This window comes from Nonomuraea sp. MG754425 (assembly GCF_021699195.1).
Lineage (GTDB): Bacteria > Actinomycetota > Actinomycetes > Streptosporangiales > Streptosporangiaceae > Nonomuraea.
The window spans coordinates 1-18760 of sequence record NZ_SSXE01000266.1 but is presented as its reverse complement, the minus strand read 5'-3'; the positions used below and the strand labels follow the sequence as shown (position 1 = coordinate 18760).

Annotated in this window: 14 protein-coding genes, 1 pseudogene and 1 riboswitch; of the genes and pseudogenes, 8 read left to right on the top strand and 7 right to left on the bottom strand. The window is 72.9% G+C overall.

The window, feature by feature from the left end; genetic code table 11:
• Window positions 1–2: 2 nt before the first annotated feature.
• Both FAF44_RS48885 and FAF44_RS48880 read left to right on the top strand, forming a co-directional pair.
• Window positions 3–1436 carry an MFS transporter gene (locus FAF44_RS48885; protein WP_237110318.1) on the top strand — a complete coding sequence of 478 codons (1434 nt, stop codon included), beginning with the start codon at window positions 3–5 and terminating at the stop codon, window positions 1434–1436.
• A 123-nt stretch (window positions 1437–1559) separates the two neighbouring features.
• Complete coding sequence (locus FAF44_RS48880) at window positions 1560–2159, top strand: hypothetical protein (RefSeq protein WP_237110317.1); 600 nt, start codon at window positions 1560–1562, stop codon at window positions 2157–2159.
• On the opposite strand, the gene FAF44_RS48875 is transcribed toward FAF44_RS48880, so the two are convergent.
• The 7 genes and pseudogenes from FAF44_RS48875 to FAF44_RS48845 form a co-directional block, all read right to left on the bottom strand.
• Window positions 2160–2783 carry a TetR/AcrR family transcriptional regulator gene (locus FAF44_RS48875; RefSeq protein WP_237110316.1) on the bottom strand — a complete coding sequence of 208 codons (624 nt, stop codon included), beginning with the start codon at window positions 2781–2783 and terminating at the stop codon, window positions 2160–2162.
• Window positions 2784–2818: 35 nt separating this feature from the next.
• Entirely contained in the window at window positions 2819–4015 is a 1197-nt protein-coding gene (locus tag FAF44_RS48870; protein ID WP_237110315.1) for a cytochrome P450, read from the bottom strand.
• A 161-nt stretch (window positions 4016–4176) separates the two neighbouring features.
• Complete coding sequence (locus tag FAF44_RS48865; protein ID WP_237110314.1) at window positions 4177–4905, bottom strand: TetR/AcrR family transcriptional regulator; 729 nt, start codon at window positions 4903–4905, stop codon at window positions 4177–4179.
• The gene (locus FAF44_RS48860; RefSeq protein ID WP_237110313.1) at window positions 4902–5666 is read right to left on the bottom strand and encodes an alpha/beta fold hydrolase; all 765 of its coding nucleotides are present in this window, start codon (window positions 5664–5666) and stop codon (window positions 4902–4904) included. The genes FAF44_RS48865 and FAF44_RS48860 overlap by 4 nt, the downstream gene beginning before the upstream one ends.
• 10 nt (window positions 5667–5676) lie before the next feature.
• Entirely contained in the window at window positions 5677–6591 is a 915-nt protein-coding gene (locus FAF44_RS48855; protein WP_237110312.1) for a glycoside hydrolase family 99 protein, read from the bottom strand.
• An 83-nt stretch (window positions 6592–6674) separates the two neighbouring features.
• Window positions 6675–8132, bottom strand: a pseudogene (locus tag FAF44_RS48850) (ThuA domain-containing protein); the annotation flags it as partial.
• Entirely contained in the window at window positions 8087–10711 is a 2625-nt protein-coding gene (locus FAF44_RS48845; RefSeq protein WP_237110311.1) for a carbohydrate-binding protein, read from the bottom strand. The gene FAF44_RS48845 and the pseudogene FAF44_RS48850, both read right to left, overlap by 46 nt.
• A 460-nt stretch (window positions 10712–11171) precedes the next feature.
• Here FAF44_RS48845 and FAF44_RS48840 point away from each other — a divergent pair, with 460 nt between their 5' ends.
• From FAF44_RS48840 to FAF44_RS56195, 6 genes are all read left to right on the top strand, one after another.
• Window positions 11172–12839, top strand: coding sequence for a substrate-binding domain-containing protein (locus FAF44_RS48840; protein ID WP_237110310.1), 1668 nt, complete (start codon window positions 11172–11174; stop codon window positions 12837–12839).
• A 100-nt stretch (window positions 12840–12939) separates the two neighbouring features.
• A riboswitch (SAM riboswitch) is annotated at window positions 12940–13060 on the top strand.
• Between the two features lie 55 nt (window positions 13061–13115).
• Entirely contained in the window at window positions 13116–14228 is a 1113-nt protein-coding gene (locus FAF44_RS48835) for a PotD/PotF family extracellular solute-binding protein (RefSeq protein WP_237110309.1), read from the top strand.
• Complete coding sequence (locus FAF44_RS48830) at window positions 14207–15361, top strand: ABC transporter ATP-binding protein (RefSeq protein ID WP_237110308.1); 1155 nt, start codon at window positions 14207–14209, stop codon at window positions 15359–15361. The genes FAF44_RS48835 and FAF44_RS48830 overlap by 22 nt, the downstream gene beginning before the upstream one ends.
• Window positions 15358–16236 carry an ABC transporter permease gene (locus FAF44_RS48825; protein WP_237110307.1) on the top strand — a complete coding sequence of 293 codons (879 nt, stop codon included), beginning with the start codon at window positions 15358–15360 and terminating at the stop codon, window positions 16234–16236. Before FAF44_RS48830 ends, FAF44_RS48825 begins: the two co-directional genes overlap by 4 nt.
• A complete protein-coding gene (locus FAF44_RS48820) occupies window positions 16229–17029 on the top strand; it encodes an ABC transporter permease (protein ID WP_237110306.1) in 801 nt (266 codons plus the stop codon). The genes FAF44_RS48825 and FAF44_RS48820 overlap by 8 nt, the downstream gene beginning before the upstream one ends.
• Before the next feature lie 17 nt (window positions 17030–17046).
• The coding region (locus tag FAF44_RS56195; RefSeq protein ID WP_237110305.1) for a hydantoinase/oxoprolinase family protein at window positions 17047–18760 on the top strand (1714 nt) is incomplete at its 3' end.

Here is an 18760-nt window from a genome sequence, read left to right as displayed (position 1 = left end):
CCATGCCCCAACCCGCACCCCCCGCAGCCCTCGACGACTCCCCCGGAGCACGCCGGCGCGAGCAGCGCGGCTGGTACTTCTACGACTGGGCGAACTCCGCCTTCTACACCGTCGTCATCTCGGTCTTCCTCGGCCCGTACCTCATCCCGGTCGCCAAGACCGCGGCCTGCGCCAAGGACTTCCCGTCCGTGGCCCCGGACACCTGCGTGGGCACCTTCGACAAGCTCGTCGCGGCCAACCGCGGCCTCGGTTACGTGGACGTGCTGGGCGCCGACATCAGGCCGGCCGCCTACTTCGGGCTGATCACCACGGTCGCGGTGTTCCTGCAGATCGTGCTGCTGCCGATCGTGGGCGCGCTGGCCGACCACACCGGCCGCAAGAAGGAGATGCTGGGCGGCTTCGCCTACGTCGGGGCGCTGGCCGCGATGGGCCTGTTCTTCGTCGAGGGCGACCGCTACCTGCTGGGCGGGGTGCTGTTCATCCTGGCGAACCTGGCCTACGGCTCCTCCATCGTGGTCTACGACTCGTTCCTGCCGCAGATCTCCACCCCCGAGGAACGCGACCGGGTCTCCTCGCGCGGCTGGGCCATCGGCTACCTGGGCGGCGGCCTGCTGCTGGCCCTCAACCTGGTGCTCTACCTGCAGTACGAGAGCCTGGGCCTGACCCAGGGCATGGCCGTGCGGATCTGCATGATGTCGGCGGGCCTGTGGTGGGCCACGTTCACGATCGTGCCGCTGCTGCGGCTGCGCAACCGGCCGGGGCCGGCGCACGAGACCACGGCGCTGCGCACGGTCGGGGGCAGCTTCCGCCAGCTCGGCCGCACCCTGTCCGAGCTGCGGCGCTATCCGCTGACGCTGCTGTTCCTGGTGGCGTACCTGGTCTACAACGACGGCGTGCAGACGGTCATCGGCAACAGCGCGGCCTTCGCCTCCGAGGCGCTCAAGCTGTCGCAGGAGGTGCAGATCACGGCCATCCTCATGGTGCAGTTCGTGGCGTTCTTCGGGGCGCTGGCGCTGGGCCGGCTGGCGCGGAGCTTCGGCACCAAGCGCACGGTGCTGGCGAGCCTGGTGATGTGGACGGCCATCGTGGCGATGGCGATGTTCGTGGCCGAGGGGCAGGCGCTGCAGTTCTACCTGATGGCGTTCGCGATCGCGATCGTGCTGGGCGGCACGCAGGCGCTGTCGCGCTCGCTGTTCTCGCAGGTGATCCCGAAGGGCCGGGAGGCCGAGTACTTCAGCCTGCTGCAGATCAGCGACAAGGGCTCGGCGTTCATCGGCTCGCTGACGGTGACGATCGCGCTCCAGCAGACCAACAGCTACCGGATCGCGCTGGTGTCGATGGTCGTCTTCTTCGTGATCGGTTTCGTGCTGCTGGCGCTGACGAACCTGCCCAAGGCCATCCGCGCGGCCGGGAACGAGGTGCCCGGCCGCATCTAGCGCCGTCGGAGCCGCCGGTTGGCGCAGCACCGATCCAAAGAGAGAGCACCGCTCTTGACATAGAGATGCCGATTGGAGAGCATTGCTCACGCAATAGAGCAACGCCCTCTTCAAGGAGCATTGATGACACCCAGGCTCACCTCGGCGGCCTTCGCCACCGGCGGTCTCCTCTTCCTGCTGTACATCGCCGTCCGACCGGCCGGCGACGACGCCGCGGCCATGGCCTCCCCCGCGTGGGTGGCCGGGCACGCCGCCGCGATGATCGGTTTCATCCTGCTCGGCCTGGCCGTGCTCGGGCTGCACCAGGTGCTCGGTGACCGGTTGTCGTCGCGGGCCACGGTGGTGACGTGGATCGGCGCGGGCCTGACGCTGCCGTACTACGGGGCCGAGGACTTCGGCCTGAACGTGATCGCCCAGCGCAGCCTGCGTGACGGGACGCCGGCGCTGATGGAACTGGCCACCGAGTTCCGGTTCGGGACGGTCCCGGTCACCATGTTCGCCGCCGGGCTGCTGCTGCTCGGCGTCGGCGCGGTCATGGCGGCCGTCGCCGTCTGGCGCTCGGGCACGCTGCCGAAGTGGAGCGGCGTGGCACTGGCGCTGGGGTTCGCGCTGTTCATCCCGCAGTTCTTCGGGCCGTACCCGCTGCGGGTCGCGCACGGCGTCCTGATGCTGGTCGGCGGCGTCTGGGCGGCCGTCGGGCTGTGGCGGGCAAGCGCCCGGTGACTACGCCCCCGGGCAGCGAGGGGGCTCCGGGTCGAGGAGGCGGTGCGCGGAGGGCGCGGGGAGGTCGTCGTCCGACGGCCGCAGGCCCGACAGCAGCAGGGCCAGGTAGCGGCGGGCGTCGTGCTGGGCGGCGTCGCCCGGGTGGGCGGTGGCCAGCGCCATCACGACGATCGCCGCCAGGTCGCGGACGAGCAGGTCGGCCCGCACCTGCCCGGCCCGCTGGGCGCGGGCCAGCACGGCGCCCAGCGGCCCCATGAAACGGGCCACGATGTCGACGGTGAACGCGCCCGACTGCCGGGCGGCCTTCAGCAGCCCGTGGTGGGCGGCCAGCGTGGCCACCGCCGCCGCCAGCGCCTCGGCCAGCGCCTCGCCCGGGTCGGCGGCGTCGCGGGCGGCCAGCACCAGCGGCTCGACCTCCTCGGCGAAGTACGTCTGGAAGGCCGCCCTGATCACGCCGTCGCGGTCGCCGAAGCGCCGGTAGACGGTGGCGCTCCCGATGCCGGCCTGCCGGGCGACCTCTTCGAGGGAGACCTCGGGGCCGCGCTCGCGCAGGATCGCGATCGCGGCCCGGACGATCTTGTCGGCGTTGCGCAGCGCGTCGGCTCGCGGTCGCTGCTCGTGCACACGGTGAACGCTAGCAGCAGGTACGGCGCCGAGATCTACCAGGCGACCTCGAAGGCGGACAGGCCGTACACCACGTTGAAGGAACGGAACTCGGGCGCGGAGCCGCTCTCGCGCAGCCCCGGGAAGCGCTCGAACAGCGCCGGGAAGGCGATGCGCATCTCCATCCTGGCCAGCGGCGCGCCCAGGCAGTGGTGCACGCCGTGACCGAAGGCGACGTGGCCGAGGTCGCCGCGGGTGATGTCGAGGCGGTCGGGGTCGGCGATGAAAGCCGGGTCGCGGTTGGCGGCGGGCAGCGCGCACACCACCAGCTCACCGGCCGGGATGCGGATGCCGGACAGCTCGACGTCGGTGGTGACGATCTTGCCCGTGCCGGAGTGCACGATGCTGAGCCAGCGCAGCAGCTCCTCCACGGTGGCGCCGATCCGCTCGGGCTCCTTCCTGAGCAGGTCGAGCTGGTCGGGGTGGCGCAGCAGGGCCAGGGTGCCGAGGCCGAGCATGTTGGAGGTGGTCTCGTGGCCGGCCAGCAGCAGCAGGCTGCCGACGCCGGCCAGCTCCTCGGCGGACAGGTCGTCGCCGTGCTCGCGCACCAGCATGCCGAGCATGTCCTCGCCCGGCTCGGCCTGGGCGCGGGCGACCAGTTCCCCCATGTAGGCGCGCTGTTCCAGGCCGGCCGCCTGCCGCTCGTCGGCCGGCAGCGAGATGTCCAGCACCTTGCCGGTACGCCGCTGGAACGCGTCGCGGTCGGCGTACGGCACGCCCAGCAGCTCGCAGATGACCAGGGACGGGATCGGCAGCGCGAAGGCGGAGACGAGGTCGGCGGGCGAGCCGTCCCGCTCCATCGCGTCGAGGTGCTGCCGGACGATCTCGTGGATGCGCGGCTCCAGGCGGCGCATCCGGCGCATGGTGAACTCCGGCGTCAGGATGCGGCGCAGCCGGGTGTGCTCGGGCGGGTCGAAGGCGAGCAGGTTGCCCGCGCGCAGCCGCCGCAGCTCCTCCTCGGTGTACTGCGGCCGGCCGGCGGCCCGGAACACCATGTTCTGGCCGTTGCTGAAGCGGGTGGCGTCCCCGAGCACCTCGCGGACGTCGGCGTAGCGGCTGACGACCCACGCGTCGACGCCGAACGGGGTGGGTATCCGGCGGATGCCCTCGCCGTCGCGCAGCGCCGACAGCTCGGGGACGGGATCGAACCCGTCGCGCCGCATGTGCAGGGGCACCGTCACTGAATCGCTCATGTCATCTCCCGAGAGGAATCGGCCTCGGACGGACGTGACTGACCGCGCGTCATCAAAACGACAGTAACCCATCACTTCGCCCGCCGCGCGGCGTGTCGTGCCCTCGTCGCGTCCCCGTCTCGGGCCCGCCTCGCCGTGACGCCACGCGACCGCGCCGGGCGTCACGGCGAAGCGGCGAGCCGTTCGAAGCCGTGCAGCAGCGCGGCGAGCCCGGCCTCGAAGTGGTCGCCGGACGTGGTGGCGTCGGCGGCCTCGGCGAGCAGGTTGTAGGCGGCATCGTCCGGCTCGGGCTTGCGGCTGCGCTCCGCGCCACCGAGATCGGCCACGGTGACGGCGAGCGCGTGCCCGACGGTGAACTCGCGCAGGCAGCGGAAGGCGCGCAGCCCGTCGGCCGGGGGCAGGCCGGCGTCGCGGAGCTTGGCGAGCATCCGCACACCGGTGTCGATGGAGGCGGGCGAGCGCACCGGCCGGGTCGCGAACAGCGGCACCGCGTGCGGGTGGCGCAGCAGCGTGTCGCGCAGCCGCAGGCAGTAGTCGCGGGCCAGCCGCTGCCAGGGGCCGTCCCAGGGCAGGGTGGCGACGTCGAGCTCGGCGAACAGCGCCTCGGCGACGCCGTCGAAGAGGTCCTCCTGGTCGGCGTAGTGGCGGTAGACGGCCATCGGGTCGAAACCGACCGCCGTGCCCAGCTTGCGCATGGAGAACTTGCGCAGGCCGTGCGCGTCGACGAGGGCGAGCGCGGCGGCGGCGAGGTACTCGCGGGTGAGCGTGGGCCGCATGGGCGGCACCGGCACCCCACCCGGCGGCCCAACCGGCGGGTCGGCACGGTCGGCGTAGTCGGCGCGGTCGGGGTGGTCGGCGTGGTCGGCGTGGTCGGCGTGGTCGGGGGTCATGCTGGGAAGGCTTTCAGGGTCTTCGCGAGGGTCGCGGCGAACTCCGCCGGCTGCCGCATGAACGCGACGTGCCCGCCGGGGAACTCCGCGCGGGGCACGTCCAGCCGCTCCGACAGCAGGAGCGCGGGCGTGTGGTACGGCTTGCCCACGCTGTCGCGGCCGGTGGCCAGGCACCACGGGGCCGGGCCGGCGGCCAGCGCGTCGAGGTCGGGCCGGTAGACGGAGCAGAGCTCGGGCAGCTCGCGACGCAGCGTCAGGCCGGCGTTGCGGAGCTGGCGGGTCATCGTGTCCGGCTCGCGGCGGGTGATCCGCCTGGTCAGCGCCTCGGCGGCGAGGACGACGTGGGTGGCGGCGGCGATCGCGGCCTGGCCGGCCGGTGACCGGAACAGCCGCGGCGGGTCGGGCAGCGTCATCGCGCCGAAGGCGGCGTAGGCCCGCATGACGTGGCCGTCCCGGGCCAGGCGGCCGATGTGCTCGATCTCCCGCCGCTCCGGCGCGTCCGGCGGCAGGAGCTGGACCAGCGGCGGCTCGTGCACGACCGCTCCGAGCAGGCGGCCGGGGTGGCGGGCCACCGTCTCCAGGGCGATGACGGCTCCCCCGCTGTTGCCGAAGACGTACGCGCGTTCCAGGCCGTGGTGGTCGAGGACGGCGATCGCGTCGTCGGCCTGCCGGGCGACGGCGATAGAGGCGCCGGGGCCGAGCGGGCTGCGGGAGTTGCCGCGCCGGTCGTCGCCCGGAGCCGGTGACCGCTCCGGGCGCACGCCTGCGAGATCAGCCGGTACCCGCGAACCGGCCGGCCCAGTACGCCGTGCGGTCCAGGTAGGCGGTCTGGGCGGAGGCCCCGGTGCGCCCGTAGGCGCCCTCGAAGCTCTGGTAGCCGGCCCGCGGCGCCGCGGGCTCGATCACGCTGCCCTCGTGCCACTCGTTGAACGACGTCACGGAGACCCAGGTCGGCGAGCCGCCGATGGCGGGGTCGAGGGCGTTGTTCCACTGCCGGTCGTAGGCGGCCCCGTTGTCGCGGGCGACGGTCGGGGTGGTGTTGCCGGGCACGGCGCGGTCGTCGATGTAGCCGGGGGCGACCGACGGCGCCCAGACGAGCCCGTTCGCCCTGGCGTAGTCGCCGGCCTGCTTCCAGCCGGGCGCGGTGGCCCCGGCGATGCCGTCGTAGGTGTACATGCCGTTGAAGTGGGCGATCTTCGTGGTGTCGGTGGTCTGGGCCAGGATCACGTTGTCCTGGTTGACCGCGTCGAGGGCCGTCCAGTCGGTGATGCGCAGGCTCTCGAAGACGTAGAAGGCGTCGCTGAAGGCGGCGTGCGAGCCGTAGGTCTGGTTGATGTAGCGGATGTCGTCCACGGTGGAGGCGGCCGTGCGGCCCGAGTAGGGCTCCAGGTGCCAGGCGACCTTGAGGCCCTCCTTCGCCGCCGCGTCCAGGATGCCGGGGGCCAGGCGGTCCTCGTAGCCGCCGCGTCCCCACCAGCTCAGCACGAGCACCCCGGCCGCCGCCTGCCTGATCCACTTCATGTGCTGGGCCACGGTGCCGGCGAAGTCGCCCGAGTCGTACGGGCCGAGCGCCGGGTACAGGTCGGCGCCGATGTCGCCGGGAGGCGTGTGGCCGCCCTGCTGCCAGTGCCGCCAGTCGCCGTTGACCTGCGGTGAGCCGTACCAGGGGTAGTAGAAGACGTGCACCTTGTCGGACGGCGCCGCGCCGGTGCTCTCCTTGCCGAGGGTGATGGTGTCGATGTCGAAGAGGTTGCCCGCACACCACCGGAGGAGACCCGCGCCGCGAACGACCTCGCACCGGCGGTGTCCACACCGGCATAACCCGCCCAGTCACCGTTGTCCACGTAACCCAGCGTCCTACCGCCACTCGCCGGACCGTGCGACGCCACCTCCACCCCCGAACCCGAGGTGTAGGACTCGCCCTCGACGGTGACGCTGCCGCCGCCGCCCAGTTCCTTGACCCGGATGTCGCGGAAGGCGACCTGGTCGGAGGCGCCGTGGTTCTGGATGCCGACGTGGCCCTGCCGCAGCGAGCGCCGGGGGTCGGTGTTGGTGAAGTCGTTGATCTGCCTGCCGTTCAGGTAGACGCGCAGCCGCTCGCCCTCCACGAGCAGTTCGTAGGTGTTCCACGCGCCGGGCGGGTTGAGCGCGGCGTCGCGGGCCGCCTGGTCGGCGGCCTTGAAGCCGTAGACGGACCCGGTCGTGCGGTCGGGGCTGTCGGAGGCGTCGATCTGCACCTCGTAGCCGTTGTCCACGGCCGACTGCGGATCGGCGGAGGCGGGGAAGCCGACGAAGACGCCCGAGTTGCTGTCGCCGGTCAGCTTCCAGTCCAGTTTCAGCGAGTACGAGCCGAGTTCCTGGGCGTTGTACCAGAGCAGGCCCATCCCGCCCTGGGAGGTCAGGGTGGCGTCGGCGTTGGTGAAGCCGCCGGGCCCCGCCTGCGACCAGCCGCTGGTGGAGCCGTTGTAGAGCGGGGTGTAGCCGGTCTCCGGGCGGCAGTCGGCCTGGGCGACCCCGGCCGCGTACCTGATGCCGCCCAGGAGCACGCCGCGGAAGGCCGGGTCGGCGTAGGACTCGGCGGTGTGGCCGAGCCCGGTGTAGAAGGAGCGCCCCTGGCTCTGGGCGTGGCACCAGGTGATGGGGTGGTCGCCCATGTCGCCGCCGCTGTAGCTGCCTTCGTCGAGGCTCTGCAGCACGCGCACGGACGGACGCGGGTTGGTGCGGTAGTTGTACCACTCGTCGGTGCGCGTCCAGGTGGGGCCGAGGTGCGCGGTCGCGGGGTGGGCGCGGTCCTCGGCGCGGACGGTGGCCTGCTGGATGGCGGGGTGGCTCTTGAAGTAGGCCCCGGCCAGCTTCTCGTAGTACGGCCAGCCGTACTCGGTGTCGGCGGCGGCGTGCACGCCCACGTAGCCGCCGCCTCCGTCCACGTACGCCTGGAAGGCGGCCTGCTGGGTGTCGTCGAGGACGTCGCCGGTGGTGCTGAGGAAGACGACGGCCTCGTAGCCGGCCAGGTTCGCGGCGGTGAAGGCGCCGGCGTCCTCGGTGGCGGTCACGGTGAAGCCGTTGGCCGCGCCGAGGTCGCGGACGGCCTGGACGCCGGCGGGGATCGAGTCGTGACGGAAGCCGGCGGTCTTGGAGAACACCAGCACGTCGTAGGCCGGATCCGCGGGGACGGCGGCGGTCAGACCGGCCGCCGTGAGCACAAGGCTGAGGAATGTGTTGAGCATACACCACCGGAGGAGACCCGCGCCGCGAACGACCTCGCACCGGCGGTGTCCACACCGGCATAACCCGCCCAGTCACCGTTGTCCACGTAACCCAGCGTCTTGCCGCCACTCGCCGGACCGTGCGACGCCACCTCCACCCCCGAACCCGAGGTGTACGACTCGCCCTCGACGGTGGTGCTCTGGGCGGTCCCGGTGACGAAGGTGAAGGCGTCCAGGTCCAGCAGGTTGCCCTGCCCGGTGACGCCCTTGAAGACGAGGAACAGCTCGGTCGTGCCGGCGGGGGCGCCGGTGAGGCCGGCGGAGACGTCGGTGAAGGTGTCCCAGCCGCCGGTGGAGGGCACCGTGAGCGTGCCCAGCAGGGTGCCGGTGGCGGAGCCGGCCCGTACCTCGATGGTGCCGCCGGGGCCGCCGGAGGAGACGCGGGCGCTCACCCCGGTGGCTCCCGCGAGCACGTACGGCTTGAAGGAGATCCAGTCGCCGTTGTCGGTGAAGCCGACGGTCGCGCCGCCCTCCGCCCCGCCGTGCGCGGCGACCTGGACGCCCTGCTGCGCGCCGAAGTGCTCGGCCTGGCGGTGCGCCGGTTGCAGGACGCGCACGCTGTGGCCGGTCAGCCCGCCCTTGTCGGTGTACTCGGCGTCGAAGACGCCGTAGAGGTTGGCCGCGGCGTCGTGCTCCCCGTCGGGCGGGACGGTGATCGACCCCTCGCAGCCGTTCTTCGAGGTGATGGCGTGGGTGTGGCTGTCGTGGCCCACCAGGTACGTCACCTTGACGCCGGCGCAGTCCACGGTGCCGTCCTCGGGGTCGGTGACGGTGACCTTGAACGGCACGGCCTGCCCGTAGGAGAAGAGCCGTCCGTCGATCGGGGTGGTGAGCGTCACGGTGGGCGCGGTGTTGCCGACCGTGATCACCAGGCTGGCGGTCCCGGTCAGGCCCTGCGGGTCGCGTACGGTCAGCGTCGGGCGGAAGGTGCCCTCGGCCTGGTAGGTGTGGGTCGGGTTCGGCTGCGTGGAGGTGGCGCCGTCGCCGAAGTCCCACGCGTGGGTGAGCGCGCCGCCCTCGGGGTCGGAACTGCCGGCCGAGGAGAAGGCCACGGTCAGCGGGGCCTTGCCGGAGGTCTTGTCGGCGGCGGCCTTGGCGACGGGGTTGCGGTTGGCGCCGCCGAGGTACTCGATCCGGTAGAGCGCCTGGTTGCCGCCGCCGGTGCCGTAGTCGAGCACGTAGAGCGCGCCGTCGGGGCCGAACTCCGAGTCGATGATCTGCGTGCCGTCCCACGGGAAGTCCTCGATCGCGCCGGGCGCGCCGTCGCCGCCCACCTCGATCGTCTTGATCCACTGGCGGCCGAACTCCATGGCGAAGTAGCGGCCGTCGAGCGACTGCGGGAACTTGACCGTCGAGGAGGAGCCGGCGTCGTAGCGGTAGACGTCGCCGCCCATGGGCGACTCCGAGCCGCCGCCGAACTCGGGGGGCGAGCCGGCGTCGCCGTACTTGATCCAGCTCGGCTTGGCGGCGGGCAGCCGGGCGAGGCCGGTGTTGCGGAAGGAGTTGTTGGCCGGGCCGCCCGCGCAGTCGTACTTCGCGCCGGAGGGGCCGCTGGGGAAGGTGTACTCGGTGTAGGTCTCGGCGGCGGTGTTGCCGCCGGTGCAGTACGGCCAGCCGTAGTTGCCGGGGGCGGTGATGCGGTCGAACTCCACCTGTCCGCCGGGGCCGCGGCCGGCGTCTGCCGTGCCCGCGTCGGGGCCGTAGTCGCCCAGGTAGACGGTGCCCGTCTGCCGGTCGACCGACATGCGGAAGGGGTTGCGGAAGCCCATGGCGTAGATCTCGGGCCGGGTGCCCGCCGTGCCGGGCGGGAAGAGGTTGCCGGCCGGGACGGTGTAGCCGCCGTCCGGTTGCGGCTTGATGCGCAGCAGCTTGCCGCGCAGGTCGTTGGTGTTGCCGGAGGAGCGCTGCGCGTCGAACTGCGGGTTGCGGTCGGTGCGCTCGTCGATCGGGGAGTAGCCGCCGGACTCGAACGGGTTGGTGTCGTCGCCGGTGGTCAGGTACAGGTTGCCCGCGGCGTCGAAGTCGATGTCGCCGCCCACGTGGCAGCACTGGCCGCGGTCGTTGGGCACCTCCAGCACGACCTTCTCGCTGGACAGGTCGAGGGTGCCGGCGGCGGTGAGGGTGAAGCGCGACAGGTTGAGGTGGCCCTTCCAGGGCGCGAAGTCGGCCGCGGGGCCGGTGACGGGGGCGTCGCCGCCCGGGGTGCTCAGCTTGGGCGAGTAGTAGAGGTAGACGAAGCGGTTGGCGGCGAAGCCGGGATCGGCGGCGACGCCCTGTAACCCCTCCTCGTCGTGGGTGTAGACGTCGAGCTTGCCGGCCACCTTGGTCGCGCCGGAGGCGTCGGTGAGGCGGACCGTGCCGTCGCGGGCGGTGTGCAGCACCGACCGGTCGGGCAGGACCGCGAGCGACATGGGCTCGCCCAGCTCGGACGGACCGAGGGCGAGCTGGACGTGTTGGTAGTCGCCGGGTGGGATGTCGACCGCCGCCGCGCCGGTGCACACCAGCGACGCCGCGACGAGCAGCCTTGACCACACAGACATGGGCTTCCTTTCCTGACCGGGGGGACGTCAGGCAAGGCGCGCGCCGACCGCGCTTTGCTGTGAAGGCTGGAGGGTGCTGCTCCAGGTTGCGCTTGACGATTTGGCAGAGGTTTTCCGGAATTTTCGGGATGTTACGGCACTCTATGTGTGCTTACCGCGCCGAAATACTGCTGTCAAGAAGCCCGTGACTTCAGTGACTGAACGGTGAGAATCGACGAACCTACGAAAAATATCTATCAGTTCCCGCAATTTTTGGGATGGAACGCTCCACCACTTGCGCGGCGCGGAGGTCGCGGCATTTAATCCAGACTCACGCTCGCCTGGCACCGACGGAGAGTTGCGGTGACTCCATGCCGCCGACCACGGATGCGCCGCAGTGGGGTGCCCTCCCAACCGCCAGGCGAGCGGGCCCCTCCTCCCCCGGCGCGGACGCGGGGCCGCCGCGTCGTAACATCTCGGCATGCCCTCCCGGCAGCCCACGGCCACGCGCGCGCACAAGAAGGCCGAGACCAGGCGCGTCATCGCCGACGCCGCCCTGCGCCTGTTCGCGCTGCGGGGGTTCGACGCGGTGACCGTCAACGAGGTGGCCGAGGCGGCGGAGGTGTCGGCCAAGACCGTCTTCAACTACTTCCCCGCCAAGGAGCAGCTCTTCTACGAGCACGAACCGCTGCTGGCGGGCGACCCCGCCGAGGTGGTGCGCCGCCGTCCGGGCGGCGGGACGACACTCGCGCTGAGCCGGTTGCTGCGCGCCGAACCGGCCGGCGACCTGGCCCTGTTCGGCCGGGTCTACCGCGACAGCGAGGCCCTGCGCGCCTACGGCCGGGAGTTGTTCGCGGCCCGCGAGCGCGTCCTGGCCGAGGCGCTGGCGGCGTCGCGGGGCCCGGCGGGGGTTCTGGGCGGGGAGGCGGACTTGCGTCCGCGGATCCTGGCCGCGGCGGCGCTCGGGCCGCTGCGGCAGGTGTGGGAGTCGATCGTGCTGGCGGCGGCCGGCCGGGTGCCGCCCGCCGAGGCCGTCGCGCGTGGCGAGCGCACGCTGGAGGAGGCGTACGCGGTTCTCGGGGGCGCGTTCGAGGGCCTGCTCCAGGACCCGCCGTCCGGGTGGCACGCTCCGCCGAGCGCGCCGCCCGGCATCCGGCGGCCCGGCATCAGGAGGGTCGCCGACCTGGCGGGGGTGAGCGCCACGACCGTGTCGCACACGCTCAACGGCCGCCGCCCCGTGGCCGAGGAGACGCGCCGCCGCGTGCTGCGGGTCATCGAGGAGCTGGGTTACCGGCCCAACGTCCTGGCCAGGAGCCTGCGCACCAGCCGCAGCCAGACCATCGGGCTGATCATCCCCGACATCACCAACCCCTTCTACCCGGCGCTGGCCCGCGGCCTCCAGGACGTGCTGGGCCCGGCCGGCTACGACCAGATCATCAGCAACACCGACGGCGGGCGGCGGGCCGAGCGGACCGCGATCGAGCAGATGATCGCCCGCCAGGTGGACGGGCTGGCCTTCGCCGTCTTCCACACCCACGCCGAGGACCTGCTGCCGGTCATCGAGGCGGGCATCCCGGTGGTGCGGCTCGGCGGCCGGCTGGTCCAGCCGGGCGTCGACCTGGTGCACAGTGACGACGAGGGCGGCGCGGCCGAGGCCACCCGCCACCTGCTCGGCTGCGGCCGGCGGCGGATCGCGTTCGTGTGCGGGCCGGCGGCCGAGGGCCCGGCGGCCGAGCGCGTCGCCGGTTACCGGGCGGCCCTCGCCGCGGCCGGGGTGCCGGCGGACCGGGCGCTCGTGACGTACACCGAGTTCAGCCGCGCGGGCGGCGCGCAGGGGGTGGCGCGGCTGCTGGAGCTGCCGGAGCCGCCCGACGCCGTGCTGTGCGCGAACGACGTCATGGCGATCGGCGCGCTCGACGTGGCGGCCCGGCGCGGCCTGCGCGTGCCGGAGGACCTGGCCGTGATGGGCTTCGACGACATCGACGCGGCCGGCATGGTCTCCCCCGGGCTGACCACCATGGCCAACCCGGCCCGCGAGATCGGCCGGGCGACGGCCGCGCGGCTGCTCGACCGGCTCGGCGGCGCGATCGGCGAGCCGTCCACGGAGCTGGTCGTGCCCGCGCGCCTCGTGCGCCGCCGCTCCGCCTGACAACCTCGGGAAGCAAATCCGACATCAGCCCGTTGAGGGATAAATCAGACACTGGACCCCAAAGTAGATTTTGGACAAACCCTACGGGTATAGTCGCTTATGTCACGAGTCCAGTGCGAAGCCCCGGCTTGCTGGACGGCAACCCTCCCGAGCGCGGCGGGGTGCCCCGGGTGATGACATGGTCGTCGAGCTGAACGGTGCTCCGGCGGCAAGCGCGGTCGTTCAGCCGTGCCTGCCCCGCGCCCTCGGCCGGCTGTTCTCCGAGAGAAGGAAGAGATGAAGGGCGGACTCACTCGCCTGGCGGGCGCGGGCGCGGCACTGACGCTGGCCCTCGCGGCGTGCGGCGGCGTGGACACAGGCGGCTCGGCGGGCACGGGCGGCGACTCGGGCGGCGGGCAGGGCGAGCAGCGGCAGATCACGGTGACCGCGTTCGCGGGCGCGTGGGGCGAGCTGTTCAAGAAGTCGTTCGTCGAACCGTTCGAGCGCGAGACGGGCGCCAAGGTCAACCTCGTCTACGGCGCCAACGCCGAATGGCTGACCAAGCTGCGCGCCGCCGGAGGCGAGAACCCGCCCTTCGACGTCATCGCCTTCACCCCCGACGCCTCGCTGCCCGCCGCCTCGGCCGGGCTGCTCCAGCCCATCGACACGACCGCGCTGACGCACTGGAAGGAACTCGACCCCGTGCTCAGCGGCAAGTCGGCCTACCAGGGCAAGCAGTACGGCGTGCCGCTGACCACCGGCTCCACCGGCCTGCTCTACCGCACCGACCACGTCAAGACCGCCCCGAAAGACTGGTCGGACATCTTCGACAAGAAGTACTGCGGCCACGTCGCCCTGCCCCCGCTGACCTACAACCCCGGCCTGGAGTTCTTCTCCGCCCTGGTCACCAGCGAGGGCGGCAAGCTGTCGGACCCCGCCGCCGTGGACCGGGCGTTCACCAGGCTGGAGACGCTCAAGGGCTGCGTGTCGGCCTTCCCGGCCAACGCCGGCAGCGCCGCCACCGTCATCGAGAACGGCGACGCCTGGATCATGCCCTTCTGGGACGGCCGCGCCTTCGCCCTGGCCGAGGCCGGCTCCCCGATCGGGTTCACCTACCCCGAGTCGGGCCCGGTGGGAGCGCTGACCTCGTACTTCGTCGCCAGTGGCACGAAGAACGCGGACCTGGCCACCAAGTTCCTCGACCACCTGACGGCGGCGCAGAACCAGAAGCCGTTCGCCGAGGGCACCTGGTACGCGGCCGGCAACGACTCCATCGACTACAGCGAGCCCTTCGAGCAGAAGGTCGAGCACGGGCCCGAGGTCTTCGAGAAGTTCACGTGGGTCGACTACTCGGTCGCCACCCCCAAGCTCAACGAATGGCAGCAGCGATGGAACCAGATCTTCGGCTGAACGAGCCGGACGAGCCGGACGAGCGGGCGGCCGGGCACGTCGAGATCGAGGGCCTGGCCGCCGGGTACGAGGGCGCGCGGGTGCTCGACCTCGACCGGCTGTCCATCCGCAAGGGCGAGTTCCTGTCCATCCTCGGCCCCAGCGGCTGCGGCAAGACGACGCTGCTCAACTCGATCGCCGGCTTCGTCCGGCCGGCCGCCGGACGCATCGTGATCGACGGCGAGGACGTCACCGGCCGGCCGCCGTACCGGCGCGGGCTCGGCATGGTGTTCCAGAACTACGCGCTGTTCCCGCACATGACGGTGGCCGCCAACGTGGCGTACGGGCTGCGCGTGCGGCGGCTGGGCAAGGCCGAGCAGGCGGAGCGGGTCGGCGAGGCGCTGCGCCTGGTCGGCCTGGAGGGGTACGCCGAGCGGCGGCCCAAACAGCTCTCCGGCGGGCAGCAGCAGCGCGTGGCGCTGGCCCGCGCCCTGGCCATCCGCCCCGCCGTGCTGCTGCTCGACGAGCCGCTGTCCAACCTGGACGCCAAGCTGCGGCGCGAGATGCGGGTCGAGCTGCGCGCCATCCAGCGGCGGGTGGGGACGACGATGGTGTTCGTCACCCACGACCAGGAGGAGGCGCTGGCGCTGTCCGACCGGATCGCCGTGCTGAACGGCGGCCGGATCGAGCAGCTCGGGACGCCGGACGAGGTGTACCGGCGGCCGGCGACGCGGTTCGTGGCGCAGTTCATCGGCGCGGCGAACGTCCTGGAGGGCACGGCCACCGGGACGGGCGGGCTCGACCTCGGCGGCCTGGTCGTCAACGCCCTGCCCGGCCTGCCCGAGGGCGAGCGCGCGGTCGTCGCGATCCGCCCCGAGCGGGTCCGCCTGACAGCCCCGGGCACAGCCGCAGGCCCGGAGACCGGCGCGGGGGTGGCGGGGACCGTGGGGTATCGGTCCTTCGCCGGCGATGCCTGGCATGCCGAGGTGCGCCTGGCCGACGGCCGTACGCTCAGCGTCCGGATCGCCGACACCGGCGCGGGCGCATCCGACCCGCCCGGCGCGGGCACGCCCGTGGTGGCGAGCTGGGACCCGGCCGACGTGATCGTCCTGGAGCGGGGCGGGGCGTCGCGGCCGGCGACGGAGGCGCGATGACGTCCGCCGTTCCCGGGACGGGCGCCGTCAGGCGGGGCTGGTGGTACGTCCTGCCGCTGGCCGTCTTCCTGGTGGCCCTGTTCCTGGTGCCGCTCGTCCGGCTGCTGCGGCTGAGCTTCAGCCCGGTCGGCCCCTACAACGCGGCCCTGCCCGGCTGGACTTTGTCCCAGTACGCGCGGGTCTTCACCGAGCCGTACTTCTACGGCTCGCTGCTGCGGACCGCCGGCACCGCGCTGCTGGTCGCCGTCCTGTGCGTGCTGCTGGCCTACCCGGCCGCGTACGCGCTGGCCCGGCGGCGGGCCGGGGTGCTGCGGACGCTGCTGTTCGTCATCGTGATCTCGCCGCTGCTGACCAGCGTGGTGGTGCGCACCTACGGCTGGGTCGTCCTGCTGTCGGGCACCGGCGTGGTCAACAGGGCGCTGGTCGCGACGGGGCTGCGGGACCAGCCGGCCCAGTTGCTCACCAGCTACCCGGCGGTCGTGATCGCCGTCACGCACGTGCTGCTGCCGTTCGCGATCATCCCGCTGACGACGGCGCTCGGCGGCCTGGACCGCAACCTGCACCGCGCCTCGCAGACCCTCGGCGCCGGACCGGTCAGGACGTTCCTGCGGGTCACGGTCCCGCTGAGCCTGCCCGGCGTGGTGACCGGCGCGCTGATCGTGTTCGCGCTGGCGATGGGCATCTACATCACGCCGCTGCTGGTCGGCGGGGTGACGCAGCCGCTCACCGGCATCCGCGTCTACGACCAGGTCTCGACGGTGTTCGACTACCCGGTCGCCGCGGCGCTGAGCTTCGCGCTGCTCGCCCTGACCGTCGTGTCCACGGCGCTGCTGGCGGGCGTGTTCCGGATCTGGGAGAGGCGGCTGCATGGGTGAGCGTGCTTACGACCGGGCGGTGCGCCTGGCCGGCGTGGCCCTGGCGGCGGCCGTCTTCCTGTTCCTGATCGCGCCGCTCGTGGTGCTGGTCGTCAGCTCCTTCAGCCCGACGGGGTCGATGGCGTTCCCGCCGTCGGGCTTCTCCCTGCGCTGGTACGCCGAGGTGCTCGGCTCGCCCGACTGGCAGGTCTCGTTCCGGCTCAGCGGGCTGCTGGTGCTCCTGGTCGTCCCGACGACCGTGGTCATCGGGACACTGGCCGCCTACGGCCTGGCGCAGGGCTCCTTCCCCGGCCGCCGGCTGCTGACCGGGCTGGCGCTGTCGCCGCTGATGGTCCCGGAGATCATCATCGCGCTCGGGCTGCTGTACTACTTCCACGGCGTCGGCCTGATCAACTCGCTGCCCGGCCTGTGGCTGGCGCACTCGCTGGTGGCGCTGCCGTTCGTGGTGCGCGCGGTCATGGTGAGCGCCGCCCAGCTCGACCCGGTGCTCGAACGGGCGGCCACCAGCCTGGGGGCCGGCCGGTTCCGGGTGTTCCGCACCGTGACGCTGCCGCTGCTGCGGCCCGGCATCCTGGCCGGCGCGATCCTGGCCGGGGTCACGTCGCTGGGCGAGGTGGCCGTGACGGCGCTGGTCGCGGGGGCCAACACCACGACCGTGCCGCTGCGGGTCTTCTCGGCCGTGCAGTACCAGCTCGACCCGTCCATGGCCGCGGTCTCCACCCTGCTCATGGCCGCCAGCGTGGTCGTGATGGTGGTGGCCGACCGCTTCGCCCGTATCTCGGAGGCATTGTGAGTGAGTCAGGAGGCCCGGTGACGGCGAGGATCGGCATCGACGTCGGAGGGACGTTCACGGACCTCGTCGCCGCCGTGCCGGACCGCGGCCTGGTCGTGCACCACAAGGAGCCGAGCACGCCCGCCGACCCCTCGCTGGCGGTCGCCGACGGGCTGGCCGCCATCCTGGAGCGGGCCGGCCTGCGGCCCGAGCAGGTCGCGGGCCTCACCCACGGCACCACCATCGGCCTGAACGCGATCATCCAGCGCCGCGGCGCACGCATCGCGCTCGTCGTCACCGAGGGCTACCGCGACCTGCTGGAGATCGGCCGCAGCCGCATGCCGTCCTCCTTCGACCTGTACGCGGGCAAGGAGGAGCCGCTCGTCCCGCGCAACCGCATCGTCGAGATCCCCGCCCGGCTCGGCCCCGGCGGCGAGCCCGTGCGCGTGCCCGGCCCCGCCGACCTCGACCGGGTGGCCGCGCGGCTGCGGGCGGTCGGCGCGGACGCCGCCGCCGTCGTGGTCCTGCACGGCTACACCGATCCGGCCTTCGAGGAGGGCGTGGCGGCGAGCCTGCGCGAGCGGCTGCCCGGCCTGCCGGTGACGGCCTCGGCGACGGTCTGGCCGGAGGTCCGCGAGTACGAGCGGGCCCTCGTGGCCTGCCTCAACGCCTACATCCAGCCGCTCATGGACGCCTACTTCACCCGGCTGGAACGACGCGTCCGGGAGCTGGGCGTGGCCGCGCCGATCTTCATCAGTGCCTCGAACGGCGGGTCGATGAGCCTGCGCTCGGCCGCCGAACGGCCGATCGAGACCGTCCTGTCGGGCCCGGCGGCCGGTGTGGCCGCGGCGGCGCGGCTGGCCCGCGAGGCGGAGATCGGCGGCATCGTCACCTTCGACATGGGCGGCACCAGCAGCGACATCGCGGTGACGGTCGGCGGCGCGCCCGAACTGGCCACCCACACGACGGTGGGCGGGCTGCCGCTGATCCTGCCCGTGGTCGCGGTGAACGCGATCGGCGCGGGCGGCGGCTCGGTCGTCTGGGCGGACGGGCAGGGGGTGCTCAAGGTGGGGCCCGCCAGCGCGGGCGCGGACCCGGGGCCGGTGGCCTACGGGCGCGGCGGGGAACGTCCGACCGTCACCGACTGCTACCTGGTGACGGGCCTGATCGACCCGGCGACGTTCCTCGGCGGCCGGATGCGCCTGGACGCCGCCGCCGCGACCAAGGCCCTGTCCTCGATCACCCTGGCCGGCTCCGGCACGGAAGCCGACCCGGCCGCGAACGGCGGCGACACGGTGCGGGCGAGCGGCGCGGACGCCGATCAGGCCGGCCGTGGGGAGGCCGATCAGGCGAGCGGCGCGGACGCCGGCCGGACCGCGAACAGCGGGGACGCCGAGGAGGTGGCGGCGGGCGCGTTGCGGGTGGCCACCGCCGGGATGGCGACCGAGCTGCAGAAGATCATGGCGCAGCGCGGCCTCGACCCGCGCCGGTTCACGCTCGTCCCGTTCGGCGGGGCCGGTCCGACCCACGCCGCCATGCTGGCCGGGGAGGTCGGCATCACGCACATCGTGGTCCCGCCGACGGCGGCGACGTTCTGCGCCCTGGGCGCGGCCGGCGCCGACCTGCGCCGCGACTTCGCCCGCAGCCTGCGCCGCACCCTGGACGGCACCGGCGCGGCCCGCCTGTCCGAGGTGCTGGCCGAACTCTCGGACCAGGCCCGCGACTGGCTCGCCGGCCAGCACCTCACCACCC